1 protein-coding gene is annotated in these 560 nt (G+C 41.6%); it reads right to left on the minus strand.

The annotated features are described in order from the left end of the window. The coding region (locus A3738_RS26345; RefSeq protein WP_156504522.1) for a hypothetical protein at positions 1-408 on the minus strand (408 nt) is incomplete at its 3' end. Positions 409-560 lie beyond the last annotated feature (152 nt).

Genomic DNA, 560 nt, shown 5'->3' on the forward strand with positions numbered 1-560 from the left:
AATAGTACGCGCTTGCCCAAGCTGTGATTCTGGAATGACATAAAGACCTACTAAGTCACTAAAACTTGCCTTCATTAATTGATGACTTGTTTTGTCGCTAGAGAAACCATTCATCAATACATTATTGGTCGCGACAGATTTTAAGGCATATAAACGTTCTTGAATCATAAAATTCAAGTCGCTCTGAACAAGACTTGCGTAATTTTGATTGATATCGTTTTGCTGATCTTTCTCAACACTTTGCACAAAGTAAAGTTCGATAAGTAGAGCCAACGCGATAACACTTATGAAAGCTATCGCTGCGGGCTGAAAGCTCCAGGCCGCGATGGACTTGCCTTGATTATCATCTGCAACCTTGCTCTTCCCTTTGCTTGTTGCCTTACCTTTTTCTCGCTTCTCAGTTTTCACCAGCGCGTGCTTTTTCTTGAGCCTCAACATGAATCCATCCCGACTTAATGTGTCTCTTATTTTGTACCCGTTGAACCAAATCCACCGGTTCCTCTATCTGATTCTTTAAACTCGTCGACGAGATTAAACTCGACTTGCACGACAGGCAAAAC

Source organism: Oleiphilus sp. HI0066 (assembly GCF_001635725.1).